25 protein-coding genes are annotated in these 22082 nt (G+C 40.5%); 10 read left to right on the top strand and 15 right to left on the bottom strand.

The genetic code is table 11. The features are described from left to right. Positions 1-127: 127 nt before the first annotated feature. From ABD006_RS10485 to ABD006_RS10470, 4 genes are all read left to right on the top strand, one after another. Positions 128-1402: a SpoIID/LytB domain-containing protein gene (locus ABD006_RS10485; RefSeq protein ID WP_343840640.1), complete on the top strand. Its 1275-nt coding sequence runs from the start codon at positions 128-130 to the stop codon at positions 1400-1402. A gap of 710 nt (positions 1403-2112) precedes the next feature. Next, the gene (locus ABD006_RS10480; RefSeq protein ID WP_343840636.1) at positions 2113-2442 is read left to right on the top strand and encodes a hypothetical protein; all 330 of its coding nucleotides are present in this window, start codon (positions 2113-2115) and stop codon (positions 2440-2442) included. 571 nt (positions 2443-3013) lie between these two features. Beyond that, positions 3014-3193, top strand: a complete 180-nt coding sequence (locus ABD006_RS10475) for a hypothetical protein (protein WP_343840634.1) — start codon at positions 3014-3016, stop codon at positions 3191-3193. Positions 3194-3771: 578 nt separating this feature from the next. After that, on the top strand, positions 3772-3903 hold the full coding sequence (locus tag ABD006_RS10470; protein ID WP_343840631.1) for a YuzL family protein: 132 nt from the start codon (positions 3772-3774) through the stop codon (positions 3901-3903). Positions 3904-4218: 315 nt separating this feature from the next. On the opposite strand, the gene ABD006_RS10465 is transcribed toward ABD006_RS10470, so the two are convergent. The 5 genes from ABD006_RS10465 to ABD006_RS10445 form a co-directional block, all read right to left on the bottom strand. Then, entirely contained in the window at positions 4219-4617 is a 399-nt protein-coding gene (locus tag ABD006_RS10465) for a hypothetical protein (protein WP_343840629.1), read from the bottom strand. A 177-nt stretch (positions 4618-4794) separates the two neighbouring features. Next, on the bottom strand, positions 4795-5145 hold the full coding sequence (locus ABD006_RS10460) for a hypothetical protein (RefSeq protein ID WP_343840627.1): 351 nt from the start codon (positions 5143-5145) through the stop codon (positions 4795-4797). 59 nt (positions 5146-5204) lie between these two features. Beyond that, positions 5205-5420, bottom strand: coding sequence for a hypothetical protein (locus tag ABD006_RS10455; RefSeq protein ID WP_343840624.1), 216 nt, complete (start codon positions 5418-5420; stop codon positions 5205-5207). Positions 5421-5480: 60 nt separating this feature from the next. Continuing rightward, complete coding sequence (locus tag ABD006_RS10450) at positions 5481-5978, bottom strand: DUF3278 domain-containing protein (protein ID WP_343840621.1); 498 nt, start codon at positions 5976-5978, stop codon at positions 5481-5483. After that, positions 5968-6171 carry a helix-turn-helix transcriptional regulator gene (locus ABD006_RS10445; protein ID WP_343840618.1) on the bottom strand — a complete coding sequence of 68 codons (204 nt, stop codon included), beginning with the start codon at positions 6169-6171 and terminating at the stop codon, positions 5968-5970. The genes ABD006_RS10450 and ABD006_RS10445 overlap by 11 nt, the downstream gene beginning before the upstream one ends. A 339-nt stretch (positions 6172-6510) precedes the next feature. On the opposite strand from ABD006_RS10445, the gene ABD006_RS10440 reads away from it, so the two are divergent. Next, positions 6511-7146 carry a glycerol-3-phosphate acyltransferase gene (locus tag ABD006_RS10440; RefSeq protein ID WP_343840615.1) on the top strand — a complete coding sequence of 212 codons (636 nt, stop codon included), beginning with the start codon at positions 6511-6513 and terminating at the stop codon, positions 7144-7146. Positions 7147-7245: 99 nt separating this feature from the next. Here the strand turns inward: ABD006_RS10440 and bcbE are convergent, their stop codons facing one another. After that, the gene (gene bcbE, locus ABD006_RS10435) at positions 7246-8454 is read right to left on the bottom strand and encodes a bacillibactin exporter BcbE (protein WP_343840612.1); all 1209 of its coding nucleotides are present in this window, start codon (positions 8452-8454) and stop codon (positions 7246-7248) included. 887 nt (positions 8455-9341) lie between these two features. Here bcbE and ABD006_RS10430 point away from each other — a divergent pair. After that, positions 9342-9815, top strand: coding sequence for a hypothetical protein (locus ABD006_RS10430; protein ID WP_343840609.1), 474 nt, complete (start codon positions 9342-9344; stop codon positions 9813-9815). A 43-nt stretch (positions 9816-9858) separates the two neighbouring features. On the opposite strand, the gene ABD006_RS10425 is transcribed toward ABD006_RS10430, so the two are convergent. Both ABD006_RS10425 and ABD006_RS10420 read right to left on the bottom strand, forming a co-directional pair. Beyond that, positions 9859-10431 carry a class I SAM-dependent methyltransferase gene (locus ABD006_RS10425; RefSeq protein ID WP_343840606.1) on the bottom strand — a complete coding sequence of 191 codons (573 nt, stop codon included), beginning with the start codon at positions 10429-10431 and terminating at the stop codon, positions 9859-9861. A 30-nt stretch (positions 10432-10461) separates the two neighbouring features. Beyond that, positions 10462-12282, bottom strand: a complete 1821-nt coding sequence (locus ABD006_RS10420; protein WP_343840603.1) for a DNA ligase D — start codon at positions 12280-12282, stop codon at positions 10462-10464. Positions 12283-12421: 139 nt separating this feature from the next. Here ABD006_RS10420 and ku point away from each other — a divergent pair, with 139 nt between their 5' ends. The 3 genes from ku (at position 12422) to nfsA (ending at position 15159) form a co-directional block, all read left to right on the top strand. Further along, the gene (ku, locus tag ABD006_RS10415) at positions 12422-13258 is read left to right on the top strand and encodes a non-homologous end joining protein Ku (RefSeq protein ID WP_343840600.1); all 837 of its coding nucleotides are present in this window, start codon (positions 12422-12424) and stop codon (positions 13256-13258) included. Positions 13259-13689: 431 nt separating this feature from the next. Next, the gene (locus ABD006_RS10410) at positions 13690-14388 is read left to right on the top strand and encodes a hypothetical protein (protein WP_343840597.1); all 699 of its coding nucleotides are present in this window, start codon (positions 13690-13692) and stop codon (positions 14386-14388) included. Between the two features lie 24 nt (positions 14389-14412). Beyond that, positions 14413-15159 (top strand): oxygen-insensitive NADPH nitroreductase, encoded by a 747-nt coding sequence (gene nfsA / locus ABD006_RS10405; protein ID WP_343840593.1) that lies wholly within the window; start codon positions 14413-14415, stop codon positions 15157-15159. 53 nt (positions 15160-15212) lie between these two features. On the opposite strand, the gene ABD006_RS10400 is transcribed toward nfsA, so the two are convergent. The 7 genes from ABD006_RS10400 to ABD006_RS10370 all read right to left on the bottom strand — a co-directional run bounded on the left by ABD006_RS10400 (position 15213) and on the right by ABD006_RS10370 (position 21265). Further along, positions 15213-15536, bottom strand: a complete 324-nt coding sequence (locus tag ABD006_RS10400) for a hypothetical protein (protein WP_343840590.1) — start codon at positions 15534-15536, stop codon at positions 15213-15215. A 296-nt stretch (positions 15537-15832) separates the two neighbouring features. Continuing rightward, positions 15833-16372, bottom strand: a complete 540-nt coding sequence (locus tag ABD006_RS10395) for a hypothetical protein (RefSeq protein WP_343840587.1) — start codon at positions 16370-16372, stop codon at positions 15833-15835. 169 nt (positions 16373-16541) lie between these two features. Further along, the gene (locus ABD006_RS10390) at positions 16542-16991 is read right to left on the bottom strand and encodes a DUF4362 domain-containing protein (RefSeq protein ID WP_343840584.1); all 450 of its coding nucleotides are present in this window, start codon (positions 16989-16991) and stop codon (positions 16542-16544) included. 131 nt (positions 16992-17122) lie between these two features. Beyond that, complete coding sequence (locus tag ABD006_RS10385) at positions 17123-17614, bottom strand: GNAT family N-acetyltransferase (RefSeq protein WP_343840581.1); 492 nt, start codon at positions 17612-17614, stop codon at positions 17123-17125. 55 nt (positions 17615-17669) lie between these two features. Further along, positions 17670-18245, bottom strand: a complete 576-nt coding sequence (locus ABD006_RS10380; protein ID WP_343840578.1) for a hypothetical protein — start codon at positions 18243-18245, stop codon at positions 17670-17672. 251 nt (positions 18246-18496) lie between these two features. Further along, positions 18497-20152, bottom strand: a complete 1656-nt coding sequence (locus ABD006_RS10375; protein ID WP_343841493.1) for a BCCT family transporter — start codon at positions 20150-20152, stop codon at positions 18497-18499. Positions 20153-20224: 72 nt separating this feature from the next. Beyond that, positions 20225-21265 (bottom strand): DmpA family aminopeptidase, encoded by a 1041-nt coding sequence (locus ABD006_RS10370; protein ID WP_343840576.1) that lies wholly within the window; start codon positions 21263-21265, stop codon positions 20225-20227. Positions 21266-21481: 216 nt separating this feature from the next. Between ABD006_RS10370 and ABD006_RS10365 the strand changes: the two genes are divergently transcribed. Then, complete coding sequence (locus tag ABD006_RS10365; protein ID WP_343840574.1) at positions 21482-22012, top strand: CotY/CotZ family spore coat protein; 531 nt, start codon at positions 21482-21484, stop codon at positions 22010-22012. Positions 22013-22082 lie beyond the last annotated feature (70 nt).

The raw sequence follows: 22082 nt of genomic DNA, 5'->3' as shown, positions 1-22082 counted from the left end.
AAGCCTTTCTTTAACCAACTTATTAACAGCTGTACAAGTTTAGAACATCGATCCCTCATTTACACCTCCTGCCCATCTGCCACGACTTACCATACATAATGACAAGGACAATTAGAAAAATAAGGATATGAAAACATTATGGTCTATCTTTGTATGTTTAATTGTTATTTGTGTACCGCTGACAACTGCCGCTGGAGAGGATATGGTTTCGGTCAAATTAGTCAACTTTATCGACAATCCGAAGAAGCTTCACATTCAGGTTCAAGGGGAATATCGAACACTCAGCCCCTTTTTTCGTCTTGAGAAAGGAGGGAATTATACACTTTTCGTAAAGAAAGGAAAGCTTTATCTTAAGGATAAGGACGGAAAACATAAGCTTCCGGACACGATCACCCTCATTCCTGAATCCTATGAGGAGAATCTTTTATACATTAATGACCGTCCTTACCAGGGGGCCATGGAGTTTACCGTTGAAAAAGGAAAATACGTCCGCCCCGTGAATCAATTGCTGCTGGAAGACTATTTAAAAGGTGTCGTTCCCTTTGAAGTCTTTTCAACCTGGAATCTGGAAGCTCTTAAGGCTCAAAGTCTGGCCGCCAGAACCTATGCGCTCATGCACCTGAATGGGGAAAAACAGATGAATGACACCATCCAATTTCAGGTGTATGGCGGCTACTCCACCTTTTCCAAAACGAATAAGGCTGTCGAGGAAACGAAGGGCGAAATTATTACTCATAACGGTAGACCGATCACAGCCTTCTACTCGGCAAGCAATGGAGGGTTTACAGAATCCAATGCAAATGTCTGGGGAAGCAAGCCCATCAGCTATTATCCCATCAAAAAGGACCCTTATGATCCGGGACGTCCGTGGACATTTACCCTGCATAAACAGCAGCTGCCCATGGATACCTTTGTCTGGGCCTGGAATGCACCGGACGTCTGGCCCCATTTACAGGGCAAGGACAAAAAAATGATGAAATCGATGGAAAGCTGGGTGGAAAACCAGGGGTATCAGGACGTAAAAATTTTAGCGATTCCCCACTTTTCCATAGCTGATCAGAAAACCGCTGCCCATCGCTCGGTGAGAGGATCGGTGACGATAACCTTTATGCACCGGATTCTCGGAATGATGATGATGGATGAAATTTCATTAGAGAATGTCCCACTATCGAAAATCCGCCCTATGATTGGCGGTTCGATTTTTAAAAGTTACCTCATCACCTCGTCTGAATCTACAGATGATGCCTATGTGGTGAAAGGAAAGGGCTATGGGCACGGGGTCGGCATGAGCCAGTGGGGGGCACAGAAAATGGCCGAGGCCGGGAAAACCTATCAGGAGATTCTTCAATTTTATTTTCCCGGAACCGATGTGACCCGGATTTACGAGGAAGCACCTAAGTAATGAACACTTACAGTTCCAGTAGAGAAAACAATAAATCACACACCAGACAGGAGTACAAATCGCATAGCGTTTCGTACTCCTGTTTTTATTGATTTCACAACATTTATTACGTCCTAACACCTAAATTAACATGATAAAGTGAAACTTCCATCAGTGGGGGGGGTTCTCCATCCCCCACTGATTTGGCCAGCTGCGGCTCCCAGGTCAAGGCGGATATAAGCCAAAGCCATTCCGTGGCCATGCCTATACCACTCCATGTCTTCATCTTATCCCGCATGACCTAACCGGTCGCCTCCGCTTTCCTTGTTAGTTGAACTTATCAGGGATTTACTGGCCGTTTATCCCCCACTTAGTCTTGTTGGGTTACCCTCAAGACTAAGTGGGGGTATTACGGCCAGTTAATACGTGATAAATCGCAACCTTTTTAGCAAAGAAACAAAACTTATGTACAACGTGAAATTAGGGTGCTAAAACGCTTGTTAAAAGCTATGTTATTTTCATTGTGATATGTGATGCTAATCATGATTTGTCCTATCTTTTGGAAAGGTTTTTTGGTATTTTATGTTAAAATATAGACAAAGGAACAGGATAGTCTTGTTCAACTCCCTAACGGGGTGCAATAGTTAAAGATGATAAACTGCCAATTGTACTAAAGACGCAAGATTGTTTAATTGTTTTATAAAACTGTTATTTTTTAAGGGAGGGATAGTGTGGATATTCTACTGTATTTTGTCGGACCAGTTATTGCGGTTTTAATTGTTAATACAATAATGTCGGTAATATATAAGGATGTAGAAAAAAAGGATAAAGGCTTCGCACTAAACTATCACAAATTAACTTACAGAAGAAGGTTTATACGTGCCTTGTGGGGGATTCCTTTTGTATTCATAATATATCTTGTTATATATTGGCTGGGTGACTTAATGTCAATTATTGGAATTATATTCCTTTTCTTATTACTAATAGACACTTGCTTACAATTATGTAAAATGGAAAAAGAATGTGCAGGAAGTATAAAGTATGTGAAACAATCCACTTAAAGTAACGGGGTGCAATAGTTGAACAAGGCGATCAACATTTTGGTCATCTTTATTTTATTCGATAAATAGTTGGAATATTATGTTAACATTAGTTTAGGAGATATTAAGCTAACGAGCAGAAGAGTTGAATAAGAATGAATTAAGAAAGTTAAATTCCTCTCAGTACGTTTATTCTAAAAAGGGGGTGCTTAAATGAGTAGTGTTGGTGTTCCAGGTTTAATCTTAACTGTAGTTGTACTTGCTGTAATTGTAGGAGGCATTTGGTTATTACTTCGAATGTTTTCTAAGAAGTAACTTTATGTATAAGTGTACTTAAATAAACGGGTGCGAATGTTGAATAAGGAAAGGTACTGAACAATGGAGATAATCACTGATAATGCTGATGTTCGTAAAGTAATTGGAAGTATTAACACCCAAAAGATGTCAAAATAAAATTATAATAAAAAGCAACAAAAAGAGTAGAAAGAGAACTTAGGAAACTATCGGGAACGTTTCCCTGAAGGTTTAGTGCCAATAGTGTATATAATGCAGATGCGTAAGTAACTTTTGATGTCTTATTTTGGGGGATAATATGTTTAAAAATAGCATGATATATGGATTAATATTTTTTGTCGGATTCACAATTAAGGACATTTTATTTTCAGAAGAAATCCAGTGGGTAGATAATATTGGAATTTCAATTATTGTATTTTTGATTAATATTTTATGGGAATGGGCAAAGAAGCCATATGATTGGAATAAAAATAAATAATCTATGAGATAAAGACCTGTATCCTTTTAAGCAACGGGTGCGTTAGCGTAAGAAAAGGAGAGAAGATTATTTGAGTAATGATAGTTCTTCAAAATTAGCAAAGTGGAGAGAAAAATATGGAGCGATAGGAATTTTTGATGTAAAGCGAGCTATAACAAAAAATAATTAAAAGTGTTTTTTTTGTATAGAAGAAATTTAAAATAAAGACTTTGTGAATCTTTACACTTAAAGTAACGGTTGCTTTTGTTTAACAAAAAAATTAAATTTTACGATAAAAAACGCTCAGAAAAATCTGAGCGTTTTTGTTTGTCGTTTATATTGCGAAATTTTGTCGTTTATATTGCGAAATATAGGCGGAATGTATGCTAATTATTATGTTATTTCTATTGTGATTAGCAATTTTCTCTCCCGAAACTGAACCTGTTACTAAGTAATGGCAGTCCTTTATTTATGGCGTTCGAGTACCAAACGGATCCCTGCGTTTAGTTTAGGACGATCCAAGGAAATCGTCCTCTTCATGATGAAAATAATCATAACCAAATCATAGGAAGGAAAACGTATAACTGGAGGTGAGAAGAATGAAAGAAAGAAAAGCAAATCCATCTAAAGTTGGTCTGGGATCTCCGGAAACGGAAGGACAAGGCACCACAAATAGGGATACCGGAAGAAAAAAGGCTGATTCATCCCGGAAAAAGCAGAAGCGTACGTAAAAGGATAGGTTTGAGAACAAAGGCGGAAGCGCCCGTTTGCACCTGAACGGTCGCCTCCGCTTTTCCTTGTCCAGCTGCGGCTCCTAGGTCAGGGCGGATATAAGCCAAAGCCTTTACGTGGCCAAAAACATGCCACTTCATGTCTTCGGCTTATCCCGCATGACCTGGTCAGTCGCCTCCGCTTTTCTTTGTCCAGCTGCGGCTCCCAGGCCCAAGCGGTCATAAGCAAAATACCCTACATGGCCCAAAAGCGGCCACTCCGGATATTCTGCTTATGCCGTCGGGCCTAAACGGTCGCCTCCGCTTTTCCTTAATTTAATAATTTTCTGCAAGGGAAACGAGCCATTCCTTGTCCTGTTTATTTTTAGTGATCAGGTATTTGTAACTTTGTTTAGGGGTATTTCTCCACTTTAAGACAAATTCTTGTTTTTTTGAAATCCATACCATATTGGCTATATGATTGTTTTCCATCTTCTTCGCTGGATAATCATCAAACCAGGATGAGGCAATCATAAACGTAATACGATGCCCTTTCTTTTGATAGAACACTTTGGTTACTGGATGGGTGAAACCGTCATTATCATATGTTATTTTTTTCATCTCATAGCCCACTGGCATTACAGGGGTTTTGAATTTGCCAATTTCCTGTTCTGCAGTTTCTATGTTATGAAAAATAAGGTGTTCCTCGTCATTGCAGGCAACAAAAAAAATCATTAATGAAAATAGTATGATTTTAATTACCTTCACCTTATCCCTCACTTTCAATTCAAGCCTTATCCGAGTTTTCCTGCTCCCAGGCTCAATATCCTAAACTCATATTACTTTTATTTATTAAAGTGAAACTCAGTTAAACTCCCATCAGAGGGGGGATTATGACCGAATCATACGTGATCAAACAACACCCATAACGACTGCAAAGATTAAGGAACTTGCTAATATCCATATCGTTTGTATTCGCACAAAAGATCGTAATATACCACGCTGTTTAAGGCTTGCTATATTTTCAGCAACTTTTAGATTGATTGGAGCAAAAAATAAAGAAAAAAGAAATCCTCCTGAAAGTGAAGTACATAGAAGGATAACTACCAAATTAGAGGTTAAATCTGCAACTGCATTCCCGATGACAAAAAACGGAACACCAGCCCAAATAAAGAAGGTTAGGATCAATAAAACTAATGCCATTATTACTAACATAAAATTCTTTCTAAATACTTTCGAATAGTTTTGGAAATACAAATTCACTCTTCTCCCCCCATATCTATTTAAAAAAATACGATTGTCTCCTATGCCAGACTAAACGGTTACTTTCTTTTCATCTTTTCGCATAATTTACTTAAGGCAAAAGCCAGTCCGAATAACCCCAAACCAAATAAAAGACCACCAATTAGAAAAGGCGTGAATATTAAAAGGACAAAACCAGAATTGCCCGGCATAATGTAAGGCAGTAAAAAATAACCAAGTACTCCAAAAATAATAACCGTTAAAGCAGTGGCCAGGACTTTTATGGCACGATTCATCTTGTTAAAACATGGACAACATGCACACACATTTATCATTTCGCAATCCCCCTTCATGAATTAGAAGTGTTTCTGTATCTTTGATTTTGAAATCGAATATTGTGTCATACCAAAAAATGCTCCAGCAATAAGCCATATAACGACATCCCACCAATCCACGTCTATTTCACCAGTCGAAATATAAGGGGATACATATTCCATAAAAAACAACATGAAAAATCCCCATTGGACAGCAAACAGAGTGGAAGTTATTTTCAATTGTTTTTTCTTTTCTTCGTATTCTTCTAAAGACGCACAGTCTGTTTCATCCAGATTTTTTCTCCTTATTTTCACAATTACTATACCTGCGTAAACCATATTTATAATGAATAGTGAGGGTGTAGCAAACGATAGTGTGTTATGTATTGTATCAAAAATAAGACTGATAAACATGAGGAACAAGGTTAAGTACCATAACAAAATTCCGGAAAAAGCTAATTCTTTGTAAATTTCATGTCGCTGGTATTCATCACGATCATCAACCGCTCCAATAAAACGATTTAGTATTTTATTCTTCATGGTTCTTCTCCTCCCAAAATAAAGTATTCAGATCTGTATGAAGTTCTTTGGCTAAAGATATACATAATGACAAAGACGGGTTGTACTTATCGTTCTCAATTAAATTAATGGTTTGTCTTGCCACACCGACTCTTTTCGCAAGCTCAATTTGTGTAACGTTTCGATTTTTCCTAAACTCTTTGACTCTATTCAAGTCAAACACCCTTTCAACCATCTATGTGTACATTATATATGACATTTGTTATATGTGTCAATTATATATGACATCCAGCCTTTACTTGTTACAATTAGGATTCCAGTTACTCTTGCTGAGATGACAAAATAAAAAGACGGTCTCATTGACGATCTACTCGTGAGCCCATGCTAAACATCCTGTCTTTTCCTATTATAATTATGTATTATACCAAATCACAAACAGCCGTTTAAAAAAAGACTTGAAAATTCCAAATTTTCGGGTATGTTCTAAATAGACAGGGATAACCAGCAGTTGAAAGGATCATCCAGAGATGTTTTTACTAAAGGGGGAACGGGGATGGTTTATGTACTCACAAGTATTTTGACGGGGTATGTATTTGGGTGTATTCAGCCTTCGTACTTTATCGGGAAATGGAAAAAACGGAACATTAAAGATGTGGGCAGTAAAAATGCAGGAGCTTCCAATGTAACCATGACATTCGGATGGAAATACGGGTCTCTTGTTGCGCTAATTGATATTCTTAAGCCTGTGCTTTCCGTTATGACGATCACCTTCCTGTTTAACGGGACGCTTCAAGGTGATTTTGAGCATTTTATTTATTATTTAAATGGAGTCTTTGTGATATTAGGTCATAACTTTCCTTTCTTTATGAATTTCAAGGGTGGAAAAGGAACCGCATCGATCATCGGTTTATTCTTAATTATAGACTGGCAGTTTGGACTTTTAGGTTTATTTTTATTTATTGTGTTTACCATATTTACCAGCTATATTGTGATAGGTGCGATGGCTCTTTATACATTTTTTATCATTTCGACTTATCTGCTTGATTTCGGTGCCCTCGCTCTATTATCGGCTGCCTTCTTAACCCTGCTGGCTGTTCTTATGCACAGGGAAAATTTTTCACGGATCATCAAAGGCGAAGAGAAAAAACTGAAGGATGCCTTTCAGAAGAACCGGGAAATGACCGGGTAAATCAAACAGTAAGGATTAGAGCGCGATGTACTCTAATCCTTTTTCCTGCTACTGGTTCGTTTGTCATCCCATATATTCGCCCCAGCTGTACGACAGGGGCTATCCCTTCTGTTCCTCTTCATCAGGACGAATCCAGAAAAACGTGGCAACAGCTGCCAGGATACTTAAACCTCCCAACAGCCAATAGATATAGGAGGATAATGAATCCATCATCATCGCAATGATAGGAGGACCTAAAGCAACGCCGATAAATCGCATGCTGCTGTATAACGATGTAATGGTGCCCCGGATATCCTTTTTTATCCCCTCTGTAATTAACGCATCCAGACAAGGTAAAGAGAGGCCAATCCCAAGCCCCGTGACAGACAGCAGAATGAGCGTCCAAGTGACGTTCATATCGGTACGAATGAAAAATAATCCTACCGCTGCCCCTGCATTGCCGATCAGGATGACCCACTTCATGGCCTTTTTGTTCTCCCCTACCTTTTTTCCCGTAAAAAAAGAAGCTGTACACAAGACAAGCAGCGGAACAGCTAAAAGTACCCCTTTCATCACACCTTCAATTTCAAACCTCAGCTCTAATTGTTCAGATAAATGGAAGAGAAAACCGAATAAGACCAGCATATTCAGACATCCAATTATGAAGGTTGCTGTGAGCCAATGTCCATTATAGTGAAAAACTTTTTTAATCGATTGAATATATTTCCGGAATGTCCCCTTTTTCTCTTTCTGTTCCTGTTCAGGGGCATGGACGAATAGAGCAAGCAGCACAATCGATATCGCCGACAAAACAGGTACAGAGATAAAAGGAGCATACCAGATCAGGAAGGCCAGCAATGCCCCAAGTATAGGGCTTAGGACTTTTCCAAATGTATTGGAGGTTTCAATAATGCCCAGTCCTTTTGTGACGTCTTCCTTATCCTTAAACAAGTCCCCAACGGTAGGAATGACTACAGGAAAGGCGCCAGCTGCTCCAATTCCCTGAAGAAAACGGCCAATCAATATCATCATGTATGGACTATCAATTTTCCAGGCTGCAAACGCCGCCAACGCCCCTCCCAGGCCAGTAATGATGAGACTTGGTATCATTACTTTCTTACGACCAAATTTATCCGATAAATATCCGGCTATCGGGATTAAAGGAATCGCAACCACTGAATAAACGGTTATCACTAAACTTGACTGAAACGGACTGATATCCAGCTCTTTTTCAATCGTCGGTAAAACGGGAATAAACATCGAATTTCCCAATGTCATCATCAACGGTATAGAAGCTAAGGCAAACAAAGCCCATTTCTGCTTTTCCATATCCAATCTCCTTCAAAAATTATAAAGTGAATCTTCCATCAGTGAGGTATGACGGCCAGTTCATGCGTGAAAAAAATGCAAATGTTTTTCCTCGGTTTAACAGCTGATTGTTCAACTTTTAAGGATCATCCCTGCAAACAATCAGATTCCACTCCTTTAAAAGTCTTCAGCGAAACCCGAAAAATTATTCAGGTGGAAAGAAAAGCGGAGGAGACTGTTCAGGTCATGCGGGATAAGACGAAGACATGGAGTGGCATGTTTTTGGCCACGCAATGGCTTTGGCTTATATCCGCCTTGACCTAGGAGCCGCAGCTGGACAATAGAAAAGCGGAGGCGACCGGTTAGGCCCGACAGCATAAGCAGAATATCCGGAGTGGCTGCTTTTGCCATGTAGGGTATTCGGCTTATGACCGCTTGGGCCTGGGAGCCGCAGCTGGACATAGAAAAGCAGAGGCGACCTGGGAACCACAGACTGGAAAAAGCACAAAAAAACACCATAGCCTGATGGTCCAGTCAGGCTATGGCAACGTCAAAAATGGTCACTTCACATTAAAGGGGAATTCATGGCATTTGTGTCACTACTGTCCTTTCAGTCATTCAACCATTTAGTTATTCCATTCATTGCAGGATTACATTTTTCTATATACCCTCAATGAACATACTTTAATCATAACTTTTTACCCAAAATGATAAAACCGAAAAAAGTAGGATTTTCATCTGCATCCTGAGGCGGAGAGATTAAAAACAGGGAAATTTTTTTACAAAAATAATGATCCTGCAGGCTGGTCGTATAAAAAATAGCCAGGAGGTTACTTTATGTAATAAGACACTTTCCTAAAGTTTTACAAATTCATGATTAACAATACTTCGTTAAAGAGTGATTAAGATTGAACAAAGAGAGAAAACTATCTTCAATTTTATGGAACATAGCCTTACCGGGATTTGCTCAGGTTTTGCAAAGACGTTACTTAGTTGGATTCATCTTCATATTTATGGAAATTTTCCTGAATATTTTCAGTGGCTTTAACGAGGCCATCCGCTACAGCTTCTTAGGAGAAATCGATCAGGCATTTGCCGTCACCAACTATCAATTTCTGATGTTTTATCCATGCCTGTATATGTTTGCATTATGGGATGCCTTCTATGAAGTGGATCAGGGGGAAACTCGTTATGCATTTCTTCCCTTTGTGTTTGGGGCATATTTTATCACTGTTGGATTAATGCTTGCTGAAAGGATAAGAATTTTTGGAGTACTGCTTGGACCTGTCTGGCTCCCCATGCTTTCCCTCATACCGGGACTGTTAGTGGGGCTTTTTATTCGAAGCATATTGTTAGCCTTTGACAAACCTCAACACAAATGAAAAACCAGTACCTGTTATATCGGGTACTGGTTCGATTTAGCCTTCAGCTGGATTTATGAGCTGATATGTAGTAAATATCCGAATTCAAATAACCTTCCTCTGTTTTAAATCCTGCGTTTTCCAAAAAGCCTTTCATTCGGCTGGAATGGATACGATGATCTAAAGGCGGACCATCATCAGATTCGTGCGCTTCCCAGTCCAAGACGAGGAGCTTTCCCTCTGTTTTGAGTACCCTGCTAATTTCCTTCAGCGTCCTCTCTATTCCATCCACTTCATGCAGAACAAAAGCTGCAACTGCACGATCAAACATGGCATCTGGAAATTTTAATCGTTCGATCTGACTTATCATCCGGTCAATATTGCGTATTCCTGCTTCCTTTGCCCGCTGATCAAGCATGGTTAACATTCCATCTTCCACATCAACGGCCATCACCCGTTCTGACGTTTGCCGGGCTAAAGGAAGCGTTAAATACCCATTGCCTGCACCAAGATCCACAATTTTTTCGTCCCCTGACAGTGCAAGAAGCTCCACAACTTTATCCTGGGGTACTTTTTCCTGCCGGCCGGGATCAATTAATTTATCTGCCTTTTTCGGATCAAAGCGTTTTTCAGACATGTTTTGTGTGCACCTCCATGGCATGAAAACCTAGTGATTAATCAATGCTTTAAGCTTCGTAAAAGTCTGCTGATCTCGAATTTCCTTATATTTTATCATGGGGCTTCCTGCTTTTAAAATTCTCTGCTGTACGGTTTTTATTGTGAACTGAGCCGGGTCCAATCCTTCATGGACCTCTTCCCAGTATAAAGGGGTTGCTACGGTTCCTTCCTCTGTCGACCGTGGAGAATAAGGGGCAATAATCGTTTTGCCCTCCGCATGCTGCACATAATCCACATATAGTCGGTTCCCGCGATTCTTTTTCAGGCGTTCCATTGTAAAGTCGTCAGGATGCTTTTGAACAAGGAGCTGGGCGGCCGCTTCGGTAAAAGCTCTTGTCTCCTCATAGGTCAGTGCTTTTTCAGGTAAGGGTAGATGAACCTGGAGCCCTTTATTTCCCGACGTTTTAACAAACGCATAAAGGTCAAGCTGGTCACAGATGGTTTTTAACAGCTTTGCCGCCTTTACTGCTAAATAGAATTCTTTTCTTGAGGGTGGGTCAAGGTCAAACACAATTTCATCCGGATAGGATTCCTCTGTCTTCTGAAAGGGAATATGAAATTCCAGCGTCCCCTGATTTCCAATCCATATGAGAGCCTCCACCGTGTGACAAAGGATAAACTCCTCATCCCCCTCCTGATAGACACCCACAAAGTCAGGGGCATGATCAGGCCGGTGCTTCTGGAAAAAGGATTCATCCCCAACCCCATGAGGATAGCGGATTAAGGTCAATTTTTTCTGTTCCAAAAAAGGAAGCATGTATGGGGCCATGTTTCGCAAATACATAAGATGATCCAGTTTCAAGAACCCTGGCTTTGGCCATAATGGCTTGTCCGGATTTGTGATCTCCACCTTTTCCGGCAACATCGCTAAATCGAGCTCTTTTTTTGAAGCCGTGCACTCCTCAGGCGACAAATCGAAACGGAACTGATCAAAATTAGGCTCCCGCAGCTGTCCATCCTCCGCCTCTAAGCAGTTCATCTGAACACATACGGCCGGTGGAAGGTGAAAAATTCCGTTTCTCTTATCCCCTTTTTCCGTCATCAGTTTGGTTAACGTGGTAAAGGCTTCCTCTGAAAATCCATGCTTCACAACACCTAGGGCTTCTATTTCATTTTCATGATAGATGGATGCGGTAAAATAATCATTTTCAGGGTCATATTCCGTAATAAACCCGGCAACTTTTCGCCAATTTTTAATTTTTAACCAGTGAGTGACCCTTTTTCCCATCTGATAGGTCTGGTGCTTTTGCTTGGCCACGATTCCTTCTCCGTATTCAAGGGTAAGCTGTTTCCATAATGCGTGCTTGTCTTTATAATAAGGAATGAGAGAAACAGGATGGATAAAAGAGATATTTAAGGACCAGCCTAAAGAGGAAAAGAGCTGACGGAGCTTTTCCTTCCGTTCTAAGTAAGAAAGATGCTGGAGCTTTTGAGTTCCGATCTGCAAACCATCGAAGCATAAAAATTGGGCCGGATGGTTTCGGGCATGCTCCTGAATCTTTTCTTCCTTTTTCGTCCTCCCCCGTTGCTGGAGTAAGCCGAAATCCGCATGCATCGGGGTTTTCAGGATGACCACTTCTCCATCTAAATGAAGCGGCAAATAGGGTTCTATCGTTTTCTGCTGACTCTGTAGAAACGTCATGATTTCGGGAAAATGTTTCGTTAAATCCTTTCCATTGCGAGAAACAAGTCTTGCCCCTTCCTCTGTCCAATCTAAGGCAGCACGAAAGCCGTCATATTTGACCTCGTATACCCACTCCTTTCCCTCGGGGATTTCATCGGCTAATGTCGGGAGCATTGGTTTCCACATGATGATGGCTCCTTTACCTGTACTTTATCCATCCTTAGAATTGGGGAAAACGACCATTTTATACATGTTTATCTTTTTTGCAGGCAGGATAAAAGCGTTTCTTCCGATGAATGCTAAGAAGAAAAGGAGTTGATGAAACGTGCATACGATGTGGAAGGGTACCATCAGCTTTGGCCTGGTGAATATTCCGGTAAAATTGCACGCTGCAACAGAAAACAAAGATATCCGCCTTCGCAATTTGCATAAAGAATGTGAAAGCCCCATTAAATATGAGAAGGTCTGTCCGGTTTGTGATAAAGAAGTTTCCAATGATGATATTGTGAAAGGGTATGAATATGCCAAAAATAAGTTTGTCGTTCTCGATGATGAGGACCTGGAGAATCTAAAAAAGGAGCAGGATGATAAAGCTGTTGAGATCGTTGATTTTGTACAGCTGGAAGAAATCGATCCGATCTATTTTGAAAAGAGTTACTATCTGTCGCCCAATGAAGGTGGCGGTAAGGCATATGCTCTTCTAAGGCAATCCCTTAAAGATACTGGTAAAATCGGAATTGCCAAGATCATGATCCGCTCCAAGGAACAGCTCGCGATTGTAAGGGTATATGAAAATACGATAGTTATGGAAACCATCCATTATCCGGATGAAGTACGCGCGGTGGATCAGGTTCCAAATGTTCCTGCAGAGACGGACCTGGGCGAAAAGGAATTGAACACAGCCAAAATGCTCATTGATGAACTGACCACTGAATTTGAACCGGAGAAATACACTGATGAATACCGGACTGCATTAATGGATTTAATTGAGGCGAAAAAGGAGAATGATGAGGTCACAACAGCGAAAGAAAAGAAAACCGAAAAGCCGGATAACGTTACCGACCTCATGGAAGCCCTCGAAGCCTCCCTCGAACGCTCCCAGAAAGGAAACAAATCCAAGCCCAAGAAAAAAACCACAGCCAAGAAGAAAAAAGCGCTTTAAAGGATGTGGGGACTGTCCCCACATCCTTTAAAGCGGTAAAGCGTGGTCAGGGATCTTTGGAGTTGGGTTTATTTAACCATGCAAACAGAATGACAAAATATACGAAAATGGGGATAACGATAAACGCTGCAATGACATCATTAATCCTATTAAAAAAGTGCAGAGCCATGACCCCAACCAGTATCAGATGAAGAAAAATATGGAGGATATGAATATACTTCACACGTATCACCTGCCTGCTATTAAAATATGGCCGAAACGTATGGCAGGTGAATAATTACGCCCAGTTTTTCTGAACAAACAATATTGTGATGCTTTTGGCACCTGTTAAACCTCCCACGGCAAAGTCACAGGATTTTAAAAAAATCGGATGTTTCTATATAATAAAAGGAGTTGGGTAATCAAGAGGCGTACATAATTGAGGTGGAAACATGAAAAAATGGCTGCTTTTCCTATCGATGGCACTGATTTTCATTGGATGCTCAGAGGATAACAACGAGAGTCAGGTCAAGGAAACAACCGATAAGGAAGAAGTAACACAAGAAACGGAGAATAAAGAAGAAGCTTTACCCGAAACGCTGTCCATCCCTGTTACGGACACTGAGGATTCCGTCACCATTCATCTGGAGAATGCGCCCTTACTTGGACGCTACATTGCAGCATCCGGAAAACAGCCTGAGGAGATGGCTCAATCCTTTAAGGCGCGCCATCTGACGGATGAAGCTGGTGGTTTATACATGATGTCCTATGCCTGTCAGGAGGATAAAAGGAGCTGCTCCTACCTCCTTATTCAAAAAGGAGAAGAGGAAAACACGGTCCCCTTAACCGATTTAGCTGCTTTTGTATCCTATCAGTTATCGCCGGATCAGGAAAAAATCATGCTTTTCTTTGAGCGGGGCCAAAAAGAGACTAAAACACATGACATCCAGGTGGTCGATTTAACGGAGCATAAACTGCTTTCCTTACAAAATGAGGATTTAACGGAAGAAGTATTAAACTACAATAACCCTATTGAGGCTATGGAATGGGCAGATAGCGACACCATAAAGGTCCGAGTCCCTTCGCACGTTAACCTTGAAAACAGTTCTCACAATTTAGGAGAAGAATTTATTCTTTTTGAAGTCACTTAAGGAAGATTGAGAGGAGAGAAAACCATGAACGAAACGATTGAAACCCTTTTAAACCACAGATCCATCCGTCAATTCAAGGACCAGCCATTATCTGATGAACAAATCCGTACCATCGTAAAATCGGCACAGCAGGCCTCTACCTCCAGCTACTATCAGGCCTATAGCATCATTGGAGTGACCGATGCCCATATAAAGCAGGAACTATCCAATGTGTCCGGACAGTTTTATGTACGGGAAAATGCCCATCTCATGGTCTTTTGCGCAGATTTCCACAGGGCCCAGCTACAGTCTGATGAGGAGCTTAAAGAAAAAATGAGTGAAAATCTGCAAAATACCGAGCACTTTATTGTTGCCACGGTTGATGCGGCGCTTGCTGCACAAAATGCGGCCATTGCTGCCGAAAGCATGGGTCTGGGAATCTGCTACTTGGGAAGCTTACGAAATGACATTGCAAAAGTAAGCGAGCTGCTTGGCCTTCCTGACTATGTCATTCCGCTCTTTGGCATGGCCTTTGGTCACCCCGATCATGAGCCGGAAAAGAAACCAAGACTGCCATTGGATGCCGTTTACTTTGAAAACCAGTATGCCGATGATACTGCGATTGAAGAACAAATAGACCAATTTGATGAGCATTTAAACAATTACTATCAAAGCCGAAGCGAAAACAGCCGAACAGACACCTTTACCGGACAAATCCACCGCAAATTATCCAAACCTAAACGCGAGGATGTTACTGATTTTGTAAGAAGTAAAGGAATGAACCGAAGCTGAATAGCTGAAGTGAGAGCTCAATAGGGGGTTCTTCCCCCTTAAGTATGTTGTTTTTATTTGAAAAACTTTCTTTCCTGCACCGCATTTAAAATCGTCGCACCAGCTAAAACAATAAGCCAAAGGTAAAGTGATTTTGGATTTATATTCAAATTTTCAACCAGATATAAAGAAACTGGTATAAAAAAGAAAATGAATCCAATTAGGATTGAATGCTTTCCTTGTTGTCTTTTATAGCCTTCTTTGTCATTCACTTTTTCAACCTTTCCCGTAAAACTCCACATAATCAGGCCTTCAGCTTTATTATTTAAGTACATATATCCCAATAGAAAAAATATAACAGAGAGGATAATTAGTATAAAACTTAAAAATACAAGCAAAATAAAAGCTCCTTTCGTAAATAAAGCGAGACTTCAAACAGTGGAGATCACTGTTTGTTTGCGAGACTTATCAGGTTTTTTCAAGCTGTTTCCTCATCAGTACAAAGGGATTACAGATTGTTAATACGTGGTAAAGCGTGACTGCAAACAGTGGGGGTATTACGGCAAGTTAATGCGTGTAAACCTACAGCTACTTCAATTCGCTTAGTGATCAAGATAGCAAAGTCACTTTTAGAGGGTTGATTATATGGACCAAATAAGCCATTAAAATCAATAAATGAGATAGAATTATACAATTAAAAGAAAAAATCAATTCGACTTTCTGTTCCTTCTACTTTTGACTCTGGAATAAGCTCATATAATTTATGAAAGATTTTTTCTTCTTTTTCATCAGTTATATCACCAATGACACCATTTTCACCTAATTCTTTATAGAGCACGTTGGCAATGTTTTTAACATATTCCTCACTCTCGGAATCATCACCTTCAAACTGACCATTAGGATTCACCAAAATATAAGCAACATAACTTAAATATTTCGCAATTTCCTCTACATGTGGAGCTGTTTCGGTCTCCGTTTTATCACTGTATATATACCACTGATAGAGAGCCATTGCAGCTTCACCAATTTCTAAAGATGCTCTTTCTTTGTTGTACCAAGATGTTTGGAAACCTAATAATTGACCACCCGAGTAAATTTTTGAAACAAACTGATTGTAGGTTATTTCTTTCCATTCATGAACCTGCTGTTGTTGTTGATAATATGATACATTAAACCACAATGATATTATTAAACTGACCATAAGTGATATAGAAATGATTTTTCTCCCTGTCAACATTATTTCCCCCTCTTATTAGCCCTTGTTCAACTCTTGGCCGCGTTAGCACAATAACTATTTCCCTGTGTGTACAATTTTCACCTCTACTGCTTTCATTTCGTTTTACATTGGTGACAATTATTTTGAACATTTGCGCGTCGCCGTTTGTAGAACAAAAAGTTATTTGCTATTTCCAGATCACTAAAATCGTATGATCTATAATATTTTCACAATCATCAAGTAAGTAATCCGTTCTTTCTGTAGTTTCATTCACTTCAATTGATTCACAAGTTGCAGTATTTATACTCCCCTTCCCATATTTATCCCTTCGTGTGTCAGATGTTGATATGATAGCTTCACCATCATATTCAAGGTTACGAAGCACTGGGTCACCTTCTGTTGTATATCTGATTACTCTAATACTATCCTTCTGTCCTGCCTCAACATTGTTTATAAACTTCTTAAATCTATCTATATTTTCAATGTCTCCGTGCATATCTACAATATCTTCAGATGAAGGATTGTAATTTGGAATGTTATCTTCTTTCTGATTTGTATTTGGTAAGTTTTCTGTATTCTGACAACCTGCCATTAACACTATAATTATTAAAACAAATAAAATCTTTGTTGGTCTCATATGTACCTATCCCTCCCATCGTTTAGACAATTTTATTGAAGGAGTGTTTCATGTTATTCCACTGTTCTGCCTTAAACAGATAAGAGCGAATACCCTTGTACAGCATTCGCCCCCGTTTGTTGAAATATGTATTAAAGATCTTTATGTAAAATAAATAACTCTCCTTTTCGTCCCATAACTCTTACACCCTTATCTACAAAGCCACTACTTTTATATACGTGTTGTGCAATTTTATTTTTATGATTAGCTGCTAATATAATCTCGTTTTTACTTGGGAATTCTCTTTTCACAAAAGAGTCTAATACTATCAGTGATCCTTTAGCAATCCCTTTACCTTGAAACATTGAATTAACCGAATATCCCCTTAATAAAATTGCATCTTTGTTCGTGCTATAAGCCTTTACTCCTTCCCAACCATGTAGAACAAAAAAGCCTGCTGGCACCCCATTATACAGGATTACAATAGGGTATCTTGTACGGTCTTCTTCACATTTTAAAAGTGCTTCAAAAGGTACGGGGGCATATGTGCTTTGCTCTTCGGATAAGTGATAGTCACCTAATTTAGACTTATACTCTTCTTTGTAAAAATCGAGAGTAACAGAAATATTACTATTGGCTGACATTAATCACACTCCTTTCGACCTATCGAATATATTTTTATTTAAATTGTATTTTCTTCTACAAATTCTCTTCTTTAATTTCCTGAATTTCCTCCTGATGTTCCTGCTCAAAGCTTTCAATAATTTCCCGTCTCTTCTTTTCTATGCCGCTGAATGCACCAGTATCTTCTGTCTCCTCCATCCATTTTTCATGCAGTTTATCCACTAACAGCTGAGCCCTTATTTGCTCCTTTACATGCTGATTAAAATATTCTTCAATAGTCAGATCTTTCGTCTCAAGGTAATCTCCAATTCCATATTTTTCATCCTTATATTCCCTGGCTTGCTCCATTGCCCGCTCCATCCGCTTCTCAAGCTCTTTTTCATGAACTTCCAAATTTTCTTCTTTTGCTTTTTCCGCCAATGCTTTTTGGGCCAGGATGCTGTCAATAATACTCGTTTTTATTTCTTTTTTACTCACATTCATCTCCTCAATATTTCCCATTTGGTATTTCTGAAGTTCAAAGCGCTGATCAATGACTTCCTGTTCGATTAATGGGGGAGCAAATAGTAAGTACCCTTTCGTATTCACCTGAAACGCAGCGAAAAAGATAACAACGGCTGTTAGTGATACAATCAGTTTGGCTTTGTTCATCTCATATTCCCCTTCTGTGGTATGTAGTCTTTTGAGATATCCTCTACTATTTTACTAGTTTTCTGAAAAGTAGAAAAGGGGAACGGCGCGATAGGCGCAGATGAAAGACATAACATTCCAGCGACTCAAGGAATATGTCCTTCATATCAATAATCAAAATAAATAAAAAATGCCCGGATTGAACCCGGGCATATCCTGCAAACTCTTATGATTTAGCGTTTGCTGCAGTCAGTATCCCCTGCCGAAATACCCTACTCATCCTTCTTCTTCTCTCTCTTTTTCCTTCTCCTCAACCGGTCCCTGATCTTTTTCGGATCCAGGTTAATGGTTTTCGGTTTGTAATTTTCTGATGCTTTAATGTCACCATTCGACGCTTTCATAAACGACCAGCCCAGCATCGTCAAAATAATAAGCAGTGGAAAGCCGCCGACAATACTTGCGGTTTGCAGTGTAGATAATCCACCCAGGTACATCAGAATTAACGGCATAAAGGATAATCCAAAGGCCCAAAACATACGATTCCAGCGAATAGGCTCATCGTCAACCTCTGTCTGTACAACAGAAGCGAGAATGTACGAACTGGAGTCAAACGTCGTCGCTAAGAAAATAATAGCCAGAACGGTGAAAATAAAAATCATGAAGCCTGCCATAGGTAACTGATTTACGATACTGATGATAGCAGCAGGTGCTCCCTGGTTGTTTAAAACCTGTAGCACATCAAATTCACCGGTTAGCTGCATGTACAAACCAAAGTTTCCCATGATCCCAAAGAACAAAACACTGCCGAGGGTTCCATAAATCATCGTTCCCAGTACCATTTGTCTTACGGTTCGTCCCCGGGAAATTTTAGCTACAAAAAGCCCTACAAACGGAGCATACACAAGCCACCATGCCCAATAGAAAACCGTCCAGGCTTCCGGGAAACCCGTTTGTTCAAATTCTCCTATATTCTGAAAAGGCTCTGTCCAGGTGCTCATATGGAAAAAATTATCTAAGAGCAAACCTATACTATTTGTTGTAGTTTCCAGGATAAATAGCGTTGGACCAAACAACAACGTAAAAGCCAGCAAAAAGATCGCCAGCCATAAATTGACATCACTCAAGTATTTGATCCCTTTTCTTAAGCCCGTATAAGAACTGATTGCAAAAATGGTCGTACAGATTAAGAGTATAGCGGTTTGAAGAATCATATTAATCTCAAGACCAGTCAGTACATGAATTCCCTGTGCAATCATTGGCGTTCCAAGGGCAAGGGTTGTGCCAGCCCCACCTAACAGTCCGAACATAAAAAGAACATCAATAACTGTACCAATCATTCCATCTGCGGCCCGACCGATGAGAGGGCGGCAAGCCTCACTAACCTTTAACACCGGCTTCTTCCGTACATAATAAAAATAAGCCATAGGCAGTGCCGGCAGCGTATAGATGGCCCAGGCGATCGGTCCCCAATGGAAAATTCCATAGGTGGCTGCCCAGCGAATGGCGTCTTGTGATCCGGCTTCAATTCCAAAGGGTGGGCCCTGCAGGTAATACGCCCATTCAATCGTTCCCCAATATAAAATACTTGAGCCAATTCCTGCACAAAACAGCATGGCTGCCCAGGAAAAGTTCCCAAATTCCGGTTTTTCTTCTTTTTCCCCCAGTTTTACCCAGCCATTTTTGCTGAAGGCTACCACCAGCAGGAAAAAGAAGATCCCTAAACCGACCAATAAGTACAGAACACCAAAGTTGGTTGTAATATATTCATTGGCTTTCAGTACAATATCCTCGCCTTTTTCAGGCCATATCATTAACGGAACAGTAACCAGCAAAAGAAGAAGCAATGCTCCAATAAAAGTCGGCCAATCAATCAGACGATTTCTGTTCACATAATCATCCTTTCCTTCTGGAGTTAAGTATGATTGCATCCACACTCCGTAGTTTATCCAAAAGAAGAATGATAATGTCCTTTTTCATATGTATCTCGATGGAGTCAAACTTTATTGGCGTTGGAACAGAGAATAAGGAATCCCCTCGGCAACTCTTCCCTTTCTGCCCTCCATGGTTTGAGCTTTGGTTAAAGAGTTTAAAATGGCCTCTTCTGTTGCTTCCTCCACCCCTTGAAAAAGCTCATTCATCACCTGCGAATCATCCCTGATCAGCATCTGCTTTTCCAAATAGTCTCCCTGATCATTATGTGGAATGGTATAGGCATTGGAAAAAGCAATCACAACATCTCCACTTCCATGGTGTACCCGGCTTCCGGTACGGGCCAGTCCGATCGGTGCCCGCCTGGCGATACGTTTTAGCTGACGATCGGAAACGGGGGCATTCGTCGCCACAATCATCATAATCGAACCATCAGGAATGCCGGATTCATCCATCTCCGCTTTTTGATACCTTGCCGCTTCTAATTCCTCCCTTTTTCCGAAATTACTGACCACAAGCGCGCCAATGGTATATCCATCCTTTACTTTTCTGGATGAAGTCCCAACCCCTCCTTTATACTGGTAGCACATCATCCCTGTTCCTGCTCCGACCGCGCCCTCTTCAATGTCGGTTTCTGCAGCCTCAATGGCTTGGACGGCATCGTTATTTGTCAGACGTTGAACTCTTGCATCGTTTAAGTACATATCATTGCATTCCCCGACAACCACGTTCAGTGAACCTGTTGTATCCCCTACATCCGGATTCTGCCCCAGCATATAGGAAAGGGTCCCCTGCCACACGGTTCCCACCTGAAACGTATTGGTAAGCATAATGGGAGATTCGATGGTTCCCAGCTCCTCCACCTGCACAAGGCCGGCAGTTTTCCCGAAACCGTTCAAGACAAACGATGCAGCTGGTACTTTTTCCTGAAACAAATTCCCCTGATGAGGCAATACGGCTGTCACGCCTGTCCTGATGCAGGTCTCATTGTCCAGATCCTCACACTTGGTCACATGGCCCACCATTACACCCGGAACATCAGAAATCATATTTCGCTCTCCAGGGTGAAGGGTCCCTATCTTTACATCCAGCTCCCGAACTCGCTTTCGCATGAATAATCCCCCTTTTTGGTCTATTATAGCAGATGACGGTCTGCTTCTCTCCTATCTATGAAAGATATCTATCACAAGGAATCCTGCATTGGCACATTCACCTATTTTTATACTTTTCCTCTCAGACCTGGGATATTCGACTATACCTATCCACGAAAATCTCATACGTTGTTAGTGTAGAATTTAAAAATCAGAAAAAAAGGAGTGTTCCAATCGATGGGTTGCGGTAAAAAATTTAAAGACGATAATCGAGTAGCTGGCGAATTTACTGATGATAACTGCGTGTGCGATGTTGTTCGTGCCATTGCAGATGCCCAGGATGATGTAACGGATGAACTATGTGATGTTAGCTGTGAAAGATCCATTAACAGCCTTGTATCCCCTGTAAGCCGAAATAATCTTGACACTGTACCTTTTATTCTATATGGAAAAGATTTAAAACCGTTTAAAGGATTTGGAGCTGACATTCAAGGTGCTGGCATAAATGCACTTTTTGATTGCATTGAAAGCTTTGTATTCCGTGTAAATGAAGTAGGTGACGATTGCTGCGCTGTTCTGGAATTGCTGACCTGTGACGGAGACCCGGATCAGGCTGGAGATCAGCATGGAGCAAAATGTGATGAAGACCCTTGCGACCAGCTGAATGGATTAAATGTGAACGATTTAGAACGTACCGGAATCTGCATCACTGTTGACTTAGACTGCTTCTGCGCAATCACTTGCCTGCCTGCCGTTTCACTACTATAAAATCATGTTCGAAAATAAGCACGGGGCCTGGGATTCCAGGTCCCATTTTTTGGTAAATAAAACACAACCA

Source organism: Salinibacillus aidingensis, assembly GCF_039522525.1.
Taxonomy (GTDB): Bacteria; Bacillota; Bacilli; order Bacillales; family Alkalibacillaceae; genus Salinibacillus; species Salinibacillus aidingensis.
Note: the sequence above shows the minus strand (reverse complement) of the source record. Positions and strands in the feature narration are given on the sequence as shown.